This window comes from Sphingopyxis sp. SCN 67-31 (assembly GCF_001725095.1).
In genome coordinates this window covers 31,466-41,669 of record NZ_MEFH01000070.1, presented here as the reverse complement: position 1 = coordinate 41,669, position 10,204 = coordinate 31,466, and the positions used below count along the sequence as shown (strand labels likewise).

The 10,204-nt window shown below is 68.9% G+C and carries 9 protein-coding genes; 2 read left to right on the top strand and 7 right to left on the bottom strand.

Features of this window, described 5'->3' with window-relative positions:
• The first annotated feature begins 452 nt into the window (after window positions 1-452).
• Window positions 453-821, top strand: a complete 369-nt coding sequence (locus ABS88_RS14890) for a glycine zipper 2TM domain-containing protein (RefSeq protein WP_104960422.1) — start codon at window positions 453-455, stop codon at window positions 819-821.
• A 166-nt stretch (window positions 822-987) separates the two neighbouring features.
• Here the strand turns inward: ABS88_RS14890 and ABS88_RS14885 are convergent, their stop codons facing one another.
• From ABS88_RS14885 to ABS88_RS14875, 3 genes are all read right to left on the bottom strand, one after another.
• Window positions 988-3,735 carry an MSCRAMM family protein gene (locus ABS88_RS14885; RefSeq protein ID WP_286750046.1) on the bottom strand — a complete coding sequence of 916 codons (2,748 nt, stop codon included), beginning with the start codon at window positions 3,733-3,735 and terminating at the stop codon, window positions 988-990.
• Window positions 3,736-3,768: 33 nt separating this feature from the next.
• Entirely contained in the window at window positions 3,769-4,590 is an 822-nt protein-coding gene (locus tag ABS88_RS14880) for a fimbrial biogenesis chaperone (protein ID WP_076073379.1), read from the bottom strand.
• 215 nt (window positions 4,591-4,805) lie between these two features.
• Window positions 4,806-5,303, bottom strand: coding sequence for a DUF4402 domain-containing protein (locus ABS88_RS14875; RefSeq protein WP_076073380.1), 498 nt, complete (start codon window positions 5,301-5,303; stop codon window positions 4,806-4,808).
• Window positions 5,304-5,544: 241 nt separating this feature from the next.
• Here ABS88_RS14875 and ABS88_RS14870 point away from each other — a divergent pair, with 241 nt between their 5' ends.
• Window positions 5,545-5,874 carry a hypothetical protein gene (locus tag ABS88_RS14870; protein WP_104960423.1) on the top strand — a complete coding sequence of 110 codons (330 nt, stop codon included), beginning with the start codon at window positions 5,545-5,547 and terminating at the stop codon, window positions 5,872-5,874.
• A gap of 21 nt (window positions 5,875-5,895) precedes the next feature.
• Here the strand turns inward: ABS88_RS14870 and ABS88_RS14865 are convergent, their stop codons facing one another.
• The 4 genes from ABS88_RS14865 to mnmG are packed head-to-tail and all read right to left on the bottom strand — an operon-like array spanning window position 5,896 to window position 10,153.
• Window positions 5,896-6,849 (bottom strand): ParB/RepB/Spo0J family partition protein, encoded by a 954-nt coding sequence (locus ABS88_RS14865; protein WP_076073381.1) that lies wholly within the window; start codon window positions 6,847-6,849, stop codon window positions 5,896-5,898.
• Window positions 6,850-7,632 (bottom strand): ParA family protein, encoded by a 783-nt coding sequence (locus tag ABS88_RS14860; RefSeq protein ID WP_067112612.1) that lies wholly within the window; start codon window positions 7,630-7,632, stop codon window positions 6,850-6,852.
• Window positions 7,629-8,294: a 16S rRNA (guanine(527)-N(7))-methyltransferase RsmG gene (rsmG, locus tag ABS88_RS14855; RefSeq protein ID WP_083674925.1), complete on the bottom strand. Its 666-nt coding sequence runs from the start codon at window positions 8,292-8,294 to the stop codon at window positions 7,629-7,631. Before rsmG ends, ABS88_RS14860 begins: the two co-directional genes overlap by 4 nt.
• Entirely contained in the window at window positions 8,291-10,153 is a 1,863-nt protein-coding gene (gene mnmG / locus ABS88_RS14850) for a tRNA uridine-5-carboxymethylaminomethyl(34) synthesis enzyme MnmG (RefSeq protein WP_286750045.1), read from the bottom strand. The genes rsmG and mnmG overlap by 4 nt, the downstream gene beginning before the upstream one ends.
• Window positions 10,154-10,204: the final 51 nt, after the last annotated feature.

Below are 10,204 nucleotides of genomic sequence, written 5' to 3'. Positions count from 1 at the left end.
TTCGGGACCCGGAGCGCAGCGTGCTGATGGCACGTGAGCACCGGAAGCGCGAAAAGCCGCCATTTGCAGGCCGCCAGAGCTGAATGTCGATCCGTCCTATGCCCCTCAAGCAGTTGAGGCCTGTTCCCCGGCGAAAGCCGGGGTCCATATGGGGCAGCGCCATGCCATCTGGACCCCGGCTTTCGCCGGGGAACGGTTCCTTGCCGGAAACAATCGCCAAACAGGTTCAGGGTGACGCAAAAGAGGAACCACGCCGATATCCACATTCGATAGGCATGGTCTGCCCCATCGACAAAGAGCCTCCTCGGCGGTCAAACGCGACGAAATGCGCCCGCCGGACGACGAAGCGAGATACGATCGGCCGCATGGCGCCCGCGGGTTCAGCCAGGCGCCAGCATCGCGGTTCCAATCTGTCCCGCGGGGACCGACAGGAAAGGACGACCATGTTCTGGATGAAGAAATTCGCCCTGGCTGCGCTGATCGGCGCGAGCGCCGCGGCCGCCGTGCCGACCGACGCCGACGCGCGCGACCGCCACCACCGGAGCGGCTATTACGGACATCGCGACAATGATCGCTACCGCGATTACAGGCGCGACTATCGCCGCGATTACAGGCGCGATCATTATCGCGACCGCCGATATTACCGTTCCCGCCATCACTGCCGCAGCGGAGGAACGACGGGGCTGATCATCGGGGGCGCCGCCGGCGCGCTGCTGGGACGCGAGATCGACCGCTATGGCGACCGCACGCCCGGTACGATCATCGGCGCGGCCGGCGGTGCGCTTCTCGGTCGCGAGATCGATCGCAACAGCCGCTGCTGATCCGGGCCAGGCGGGCGGGCGGTGGAGAGCCCACCGATGGCGTCATCGTCATCCCGGGCCTGCCCCGAGACCCCCGCTTCCTTTCGTGTACGGACGGAAGAAAAGCGGGATCCCGGGTCAAGCCCGCGATGACGAGATCGATGTGGCGAACTTCAAATTCAGGTGATCAGGGCGATCCGTCGCTGGCCTCGCCGTCCGGCGCGGCCGCGCCGGGCCCTGCCAATGCGCGAGGCAGCGGCTTCAGCGCCAATGGGCCGAGCCGCACGCGCGGCGCCGCCTTGCCCGGGGAAGCGGCGATCGCGAAACCGGGGTCGAGACGCAGCGCGGCGGCCGATGTCCGATCGAGCCGTACCGTGTAGCGGCCATAGGGAACCCCTTCGAACAGGAAATAGCCGTCGAACTCGCTGAGCGTCGCCTTGCGCACGCGCCCTTCGGCATCGATCAGTTCGAGTCCCAGCCCCTCAATCGCCTGGCCGCCGTCGCGCAGCGCCATGCCTTCGATCTCCCCCGCCGCGACCATCGGCAGCGTGACGCGCGTGGCAACGCCGGGACGCGGCGTCACGACGATGCCGGGCAGCGCCGACTGGACATAGGGGTCGGGCAGGCTGCCGGCATCGATCCCGATCATCACCGGACGGAAGGGTTCGAGCCCGTCGATCATTGCCTGCCCCGCCGCGTCGGTCGCGGCATCGGCGTGGACCCGGCCCGCGGTCAGCGGCACGCCGGCCATCGCGCTCTCGCCCGGCTGGCGCACCCCGTCGCCATTGTCGTCGAGGAAGATATCGGCGAGCACCTGCCCGCGGCTCGCCAGCTTTTCGCTCGACAGCCGCCAGCCGCCGCCCGGTTTCGGACCGAAGCTGAAAGCGAGCGACAGCGACGCCGCCACCGACCCGTCGCTCGCCACCTCGCCGAACCCCGAAAGCTGGAGACGCCGGAAGCGCCGCGTGTAACCGATCCCGGCCCGCGCCCGGTCGTAGCCGCGATCATAGCCGACCTCGCCCCGCCACTCGGCATCGCCCTTGCCCGCCCACTCGCCGATCAGCGCCATGCGCGTGGCGTCGTGGCCGCCCGCCAGCGCCACGCGCGCCTCGCCGCGCAGGCGGATGCGCCCGATCCGGGCGTTGGCGAGCAGGGTCGCGCCGAGATTGTCGGGCGGATCGATGCCGAAGGGGTTATGGCTGCGGACCCAGTCGAGCTGGCCGGTCAGGCTGATCGCGCGCAGATTGGCCGAGACGCGAGCGGTCGCCTCGAGACTCGAGATGCCCGTCCAGCGGCCGACCCGCCGCGCATCGACGTGGAGGGGCAGCACCGTCCGTCCCAGCGTCACCGCCTGATCGAGCGAGAGCTGGTACAGGCCCCTGACGGACCCGGCGAACCGATCCGAGACGAAACCGCCCCACCCGCGCATCGCATCCGCGCGCACATAGGTTTCGCCGAAGGCGGCGAGCCAGCTGGCGCGCGCCGCCGATCCGCCATCCCCGGCATAGGCGCCCGCGACCTCGACCAGCGTCGGGCCGATCGCGCGGCGCAGCGCGACCTCGCCGTAGGTCCGCCGGACATTCTCGATCATCAGGCTGTGTGCATAGGCAGCGACCGAGGTGCGCGCGTCGAGGCCGCGCTCGAGCCCCAGCGTGCCACGCCAGCCGCGGCGGAAGGTCGCATGATGTCCGCCGAATTCGACGAGGTCGGCGTTTTCCTGCGCAATCCCCGCCCAATACCAGGTCTGCCGCGGCGGAATCGAGTCGATGCCGACCTGCAACTGCTTGATCTCACGCCGAATCTGGCCCTGCGGACCGTACAATATGATCTCGAAGCGATTCGAGCCATATTGCAGCGGTATGTCGAGGAATTCGTAGCGGCCGTCCGCACCGGGGGTCGCAAAGGCGAGCAGCTGGCCGTTGCGGTAGAGCTCCGCATCCCATCCGGCCGGCAGATCGCCGCGAAAATCGGTCCGGTCGAAGCTGTCGGGACGCTCGACCGGACGATTGGTGATCACCGCGCCGCGCCCCGGCGCCGACTGCGCGACGAGTCCGGTGGACAGGAGCCCGACGTCGCCAACCGCATAATGGGTCGCCCGGAGCGGACCGAGCAACCGCCCCTCCGGATCGGTGCGATAGAGGCGCAGGCGGAGGCTGTCGGGAACGCCGCGATTGTCCGACGACAGGCGCGCATCGACGCTGTGCCCGAGCGCCTCGCCAGCGGCGAAAAGCTCGTAGCGCGCCTGGACGTGCGAACCGCTCCGCCGGTCGGCGACGGCGCCGGCCGAGGCGACGACATCGACCGACGGCGGGGTCCATGCGCGGTACGGACGGCGCGCCTGCGGCAGGCTCGCGAGATCGAACGACACTTGCGGCCGGAGCGCGGCCGCGCGCGCGCGCCGCTCGGCGGCGAGCTGGAACGGCAGCTTTTCGGCGGCGTCGATGCGCAACACCGCGTTCGACAGGTCGGCGGCGATCGGCAGGCCGAGCCAGGTGTCGAGGCTCTCCAGATCGACGCACCACCCCGCCGCGGTGTCGCGGATCGCGCCCGGAGCGATCCGCAGGCGCTGGCTGCCCGCGCGCACCTCCCCCGCCTCGCGGTCGATGGTCAGCGTGCGCCGTTCGTCGAACACCCATCCGGTTGCGCGGCGCAACTTGCGATCGATACGCAGCGACAGGTCGAGCGCGAGCACCATGTCGCCGAGATCGACGCAGATCCCCTGCGGTGTCTGATAGCCGCGCACGCCGCCGCCGAGCCGATAGGCGCCCGAGCGCAGGTCGAACAGCCAGCTGTCGTCCTCGTTCGGCACCCAGCCGTCGGACGCGGCCGCGACGCCGCCGTCTTCGGCGGCACGCGCCGCGGCCGGCGTGCATCCGACCAGCGCGAGCAGCGCGAGGATCGCCGGCCGCCATCGCGTCAGGGCGCGCGTGAACATGGCTCGATCCGCCGGACCGGCGGCCGGTCCGCCCTATCGCACCACCCGGTCGGCCGCGTCGATCGTCGCGCCGCCGACCTCGCGATCCTCGGTGTAGCGGATATGCACCGGGCCCCGAAGCTGCGCCGCGAGGTCGGGCGGAATGCGCAGCGACACGGTGCGCGCATCGACCTCGGGATAGACGGCGATTCCGCGCGCGACGAGCAGCGGCTGCGGTTCGCCTCGCCGGGTCACCTCGATGTCGCCATAGACGGATCGCGTGCCCGAGCGCGTCAGATCGAATTCGAACGCGGGACCGTCGCGGGTCTCGCCGATCCGGGCATCGCCGATGGTCGCCGACGCCTGCAGATCGCCGATGCGGACGATCACCGGAATGGTGATGCCGTAGATCGGCGTGATCGCGATCGACACGCCCTCGCCCGCCGCCTGCGGCGCGGTCGCGGCGACGCTGTCGGGCACGGCGCGGAACAGCATGTGCGCGCGATATTCGCCGGGCGGCGTGCCCTCGGGCACGCGGACGCCGACGCGGATGACCTGCGGCTGGTTCGGCGGCAGGACGACGCGGCGCGGGCTGAAGGCGATCATCGCGAGCGCGGCCTTTTCCGCCGGCGTCGCTTCCGCCTCGGCGATCTCGTCGAGTCCGCCGTCGGCGGCCATTCGCTTGACCTCGAGGCTGATGCGATAGGTCGCGGGCTCGCTGCCGATATTGTTGAGCACGACCTCGGCCCCGCGCGAACCGTCGAGGATGAGCCGCGTCGGTGCGACGAGCAGGTCGCCCGCCGCAAGAGCGGGCGTCGCGGGCAGCGCGAAGGCCGCCATGAAAAGGCACAGGAATGGCCCGAAAAGGCGCAGCATGGATACGATCCCCACAATCGTTGTCCGGCGCAGTCCCCACCGCACCGTCTGGTCGCATCCGGCTTTGCGCCACGATGGTTGATATTTCGCTAACCATGACGGCCGGGCGCGGGCACGGGGTTCGGCGCATGCGGAAAGGGCCGCGCGAGGCTGACGCCCCACGCGGCCCTTCGGATCGGCGGCTACTGGGGCCGCCCGCTCCCTTGCAGACGCCGTTACTGGTAGTTGACGGTCACATTATAGGTGCCGGCATAGTCGCCCGACGCCTGGTTGGCGCCGACGCTCAGCGTGCCGCCGACCTGGAAGGCGCCGCCGCTCGCGCCGAGCGTGACCGTGTTCGCCGAATAGGTGAGCGCCGCGGTCATCGTGCCGCTGATCGAGCCGTTGAGCGTCACGCTCGAATCGCCCGATACCGTCACGACGGCGCCGTTCGTGCCCTGGATGTCGAAGCTGCCGGCGGCGCCGGTGCCCGGACAGGACAGCCCCGAACCGCAGGTGCGCGTCCCCGCGGTCGTCATCGCGACGGTCGAGGCGGTCGAACCGCTGATGATCGTCCCGAAGTCGAGCGGGCTGCCGGCGGTGAGCTGGATCTGGCGAAGGATCTTGGCCTTGGCCTGTCCCGTGGCCGAAGCGGCCTGCGCCGCCTGGGCGTTCATCGCGAAGGCAGCAATAGCGACGCCGGCGAGGGCGCGCTTCATTCCAATGGTGCGCATATGATTTGGTCCCTTGAACAGTCGATAGTCGAATGGAAATCCCACCCCATTCGCCGACCCCTTTAGCGGATCACCCGTTCAGGCTTTGCTCAACGACCATGGTTAACGGCGCGGAAGGGATTGGCCCGCACCGCCGGACGGTTCACCGAGCCGTCCGAATATGGTAATTTGCGGCCGTGTCGATCCATGACGGTTGCCGCGGCTCGAACCGCGGGGGCCGCGCGATGCGGGAGTTCCGGCCGTGCCTTCGCAGGAGGAAATCGCTCTCTACGAACGGCTGCTGAGCCGGTATCTGCGCTTCTACGACGCGCTGCGAAAGCGCGAAAGGCGCCCGAAAAGCGCGGCGCAGCGCCAGTTTCAGGATGTCGCCTGGGGCAAGGAGACACCCGTCACCGATCATGAAAAGGCCTATGTCTATCATCTGATCAGGGCCGGAATCCTGCGCACCCCGAAACCGCCGGTCGCGCCCGATCAGGACCCGATCGAAGCCTATCCGACCGGCATGAAGCCCGTTCCCAACGAGATCGGGCGCAAATGGGACGAACGCTGGATCGATCCGCCCGGCGGGTGATGCGCAAACGCCGGACGGAAGTCAGATCGCCTCGCCCGACAGGCGCTGGCAGATCATGTCGAGCTGGTCGAGCGACGCGAATTTCAGCGTCAGTGCGCCCTTGCCACCCCCCGCATAGTGAATCGCCACGCCGATGCCGAGCAGTTCGGACAAATGCCGTTCGACCGCGACGATGTCCGGATCGCGCGCGCCGTCCATGCTCTTATATTCGAGCGGCGCCTTGCGCCCGCCGCCCTTCGCCTCGCGCACCAGCGCCTCGACCGCGCGTACCGACAGGCCGTCCTTCACCACCTTGCGCGCGATGCCCTCGGCATTGTCCGCGCCGATCAGCGCGCGCGCATGCCCCATCGACAGCGCGCCGCCGCCGACCAGATCCTGCACCGCCGCCGGCAGGTCGAGCAGGCGCATCAGATTCGCGACATGGCTGCGCGACTTGCCGACCAGCTTCGCGAGCGCGTCCTGGCTGTGCCCGAAATCCTCGATCAGCTTGCGATAGGCGCTCGCTTCTTCGATCGCGTTGAGGTCCTGCCGCTGGATATTCTCGACGAGCGCGATCTCGTAGGTCGCGGCGTCGTCGAGGTCGCGCACCAGCGCCGGTATCTGATGCAGGCCGGCGCGCTGGGCCGCGCGCCAGCGCCGTTCGCCCGCGACGAGCTGATATCCCTGCCCATCGGGCGCCCGTCGCACGATGATCGGCTGGAGCAGGCCGCGCGCGGCGATCGATTCGGCAAGCTCGACGATCGCCGCCTCGTCGAAATGCCGCCGCGGCTGGCCCGGAAGCGGGCGAATCGAGCCCACCGGGATCTGCTGGACCGCGTCGCCCGACATCGGCGCCGCCCGCGCCGCCGCGCCGGGCGCCGCGAGCACCGGCGCCTCGACCGCAGCGTCGCCGAACAGCGCATTCAGCCCGCGCCCCAGCCCCGAGGGCCGCTTGCGCGCCGGGGCCTGTCCAGTTTCCTCTTTCTTTTCCGTCATTTAAGCGGCCTTGCGAATGTTGGGAAGGCGGTCGATCAGCTCGCGCGCCAGCGCGATATAGGCGGCCGAACCCGCGCAGCGATGATCGTAGATCAGCGCCGGGAGCCCGTGGCTCGGCGCCTCGGACAGACGCACGTTGCGGGGGATGACGGTTTCGAACACCACGGGGCCCAGACATTCGCGGACATCGTCCGACACCTGATCGGTCAGCCGGTTGCGCCGGTCGAACATGGTCAGCGCGACGCCGATGATCGAGAGTTGCGGATTGAACCGCCCGCGCACGCGCTCAACCGTGGTGAGCAACTGGCTCAGTCCCTCGAGCGCGAAGAATTCGCATTGCAGCGGCACGATCAGCGACTCGGCGGCGATCAGCGCGTTGAGCGTCAGCATGCCGAGCGACGGCGGACAGTCGATCAGACAGATATCCCATTGCCCGGCCTCGGCGCTCGACAGTGCCTGCTGCAAACGATGCAGCCGGTCGCCATATTCGATCAGCTCGATCTCGGCCCCCGACAGATCGACCGTCGCGGGAACGATGTCGAGCCGCGGCACCGCGGTGCGCACCGCGCATTCGGCCAGCGCCGCGTCGCCGCGCAGCAGCTCGTAGCTCGAGCATTCGCGTTGCGCCTGGCTGATCCCCAGCCCCGTCGACGCATTGCCCTGCGGATCGAGGTCGATGATGAGCGTGCGCCAGCCGGTCGCCGCCAACGCGGTCGCGAGGTTGATCGCGGTCGTCGTCTTGCCGACCCCACCCTTCTGGTTCGCCACGGCGATCCGGATCATCGCTTCCCTCGCTGTCTTGCGCCGATTGCTCCGGTGCCGACCAATATTCGGCTGTCGGCATCGGTCAGGCTCTGTTCCACGTGGAACATTCTCTGCCACGCCGACGGGAGCAACGCCAGTTCCTTAACCGCATTTCGCCCCTTTGGCAGCAGCCAGCGCGTGTTTGCGGTGGAAAAACGCGTGGACAGCGCGATCAATCGGTCGAGCGGTGCGAACGCGCGAGCGCTGATCGTCGCCGCCGGGCGCGTCGCGACCGCTTCGAGACGCGCTTCGGCCACCTCGACATGCGCCAGATCGAGCGCTTCGGCCACATCGCGCAGAAAGGCGCAGCGCCGCTTGCGCGACTCGACCAGCAGCATCGGCCGCTCGCTGAGAATCGCGATGACGAGGCCGGGCAGGCCCGGCCCGCTGCCAAGGTCGATCCATTGCCCCTCTCCCTCGCGATCGAGGACAAGCAGTTGCGCGCTATCGGCGATATGCCGGACCCACAGCGACGAAATCGTCGAAGCAGCGATCAGATTCTGCCGGTCATTCTCCACAACCAGCATCGTGGCGAAGCGCTCCAGCCGCTCCCATTGCCGCGCCGATGGAGAAAAAACCGCGTCGAGCCAGGCACGCGCCTGCTCGCCGTCGACGAGCAGCGATGGCGTTTCGTTCCTCACGCGGCCTGGCGGCGGCTGTGCACCAGAATGGCGGTGAGCGCCGCCGGCGTCACGCCGTCGATGCGCGCCGCCTGTCCCAGCGTCTCGGGCCGTGCCAGCGACAGCCGCTCGACCATCTCGCGCGAGAGGCCGCCGATCGCCGCATAATCGAGCGCCGGATCGAGCAGGATCGCTTCGTTCGCGGCCAGCGCGCGCAACTCGCTTTCCTGCCGCGCGATATAGGGCGCATAATGCGCGTCCTCGGCGAGTTCCGCGAGAATGGCCGGATCGATCCCCGCCAGCTGGGACGCCGGGCCACCAAGCGTGGCCATCGTGACGCCGGGGAAGCGCAGCAGGTCGATCCGCTTGCGGCCGATGCCGTCGCCCGGAATGGCGATTCCGAGCGCGTGATAATCCGCCGTCGCCACTGGCTGATCGAGCAGGTGTTCGGCGCGCCGACGCTCCGCCATGCGCGCTTCGAACAGTTGCGCGGTTTCCGCGCGCACCAGCCCCAGACCGATTCCCTTCGGCGTCAGGCGCGTCGCGGCGTTGTCGGCGCGCAGTCGGAGCCGGTATTCGGCGCGCGCGGTCAGCATCCGATAGGGTTCGGTCACGCCCTGAAGCACCAGATCGTCGACCATCACCCCGATGTAGGATTCGGCACGGTCGAGGATCAGCGGTTCGCGGTCCTGCACAGCCAGCGCGGCGTTGGCGCCGGCAACCAATCCCTGCGCCGCGGCTTCCTCATAGCCGGTCGTGCCGTTGATCTGGCCGGCGCAATAGAGGCCGTCGATGCCGCGGACCTGCAACGTCCGGTCGAGGGCGCGCGGATCGATATGATCATATTCGACCGCATAGCCCGGCACGGTCATCTCGACCCGATCGAGCCCTTCCATCGTCCGCAACAGCGCGAGCTGGATCTCGGCGGGAAGCGATGTCGACACCCCGTTGGGATAGACGAGGGGTGTATCGAGCCCCTCGGGCTCCAGAAACACCTGATGCCCGTCGCGATCGGCAAAGCGATGAATCTTGTCCTCAATCGACGGACAATAGCGCGGACCCTTGGCGCCGATCGCGCCGGTGAACAGCGGCGAGCGATGCAGATTCTCGGCGATGATCCGATGCGTCGCCGCATTGGTCCGGGTGATCGCGCAGAATATCTGCGGAACCGTCCGGCCCCTGTTCCACGTGGAACAGGTCCAGTCCCCATCGTCGGAAGGCTGTTCCTCGAGCCGCGCCCAATCGATCGTCCGTCCATCGAGTCGCGGCGGCGTCCCGGTCTTGAGTCGCGCCATCGGCAGGCTGGCGGCCCGGAGCTGTTCGGCGAGCCGATGCGCGCCCGCTTCGCCGACACGGCCGCCTTCGCTCTGCTCCTCGCCGCGAAACAGGCGCCCGCCTAGAAAAGTGCCCGTCGCCAGAACGACGGCCCGCGCTGCGAGCACCGATCCGTCGCCGAGTTCAAGCCCTGTGACCCGCGATCCGTCGCTCGACCGAACCAGCGCCGCCGCTTCGCCCGAAACGACGGTGATGCCGGCCTCGGCCACGAGGAAGCTCTGGATCGCAGCGCGATAGCGCGCGCGGTCCGCCTGGATGCGCGGCCCCTGCACCGCCGCGCCCTTCGAGGCGTTGAGCATGCGATAATGGATGGCCGCCGCATCGGCGGCGCGCGCCATCCAGCCATCGAGCGCATCGACCTCGCGCATCAGATGGCCCTTGCCGAGACCGCCGATCGCCGGGTTGCACGACATGGTGCCGATCAGCGCCGGATCGAAGCTGACCAGCGCCACCCGCGCACCGAGCCGCGCCGCGGCGGCGGCGGCCTCGGTCCCGGCATGCCCACCGCCAACGACGATGACATCGAAATTGCTGCTGCTGTCCATGATCGTCGCGGCTCTTAGCGGAAAGCGAAGTTCAAATCCATCGGCGTCTCA

Bases quoted from the DNA above. Each gene is read 5' to 3' on its own strand.
- ABS88_RS14880 (WP_076073379.1), bottom strand. From the start codon at position 4,590: ATGCTGCGCCTTTTCGGGCCATTCCTGTGCCTTTTCATGGCGGCCTTC.
- ABS88_RS14860 (WP_067112612.1), bottom strand. From the start codon at position 7,632: ATGATCCGGATCGCCGTGGCGAACCAGAAGGGTGGGGTCGGCAAGACG.
- ABS88_RS14865 (WP_076073381.1), bottom strand. From the start codon at position 6,849: ATGACGGAAAAGAAAGAGGAAACTGGACAGGCCCCGGCGCGCAAGCGG.
- ABS88_RS14885 (WP_286750046.1), bottom strand. From the start codon at position 3,735: ATGTTCACGCGCGCCCTGACGCGATGGCGGCCGGCGATCCTCGCGCTG.
- mnmG (WP_286750045.1), bottom strand. From the start codon at position 10,153: ATGGACAGCAGCAGCAATTTCGATGTCATCGTCGTTGGCGGTGGGCAT.
- ABS88_RS14890 (WP_104960422.1), top strand. From the start codon at position 453: ATGAAGAAATTCGCCCTGGCTGCGCTGATCGGCGCGAGCGCCGCGGCC.
- ABS88_RS14875 (WP_076073380.1), bottom strand. From the start codon at position 5,303: ATGCGCACCATTGGAATGAAGCGCGCCCTCGCCGGCGTCGCTATTGCT.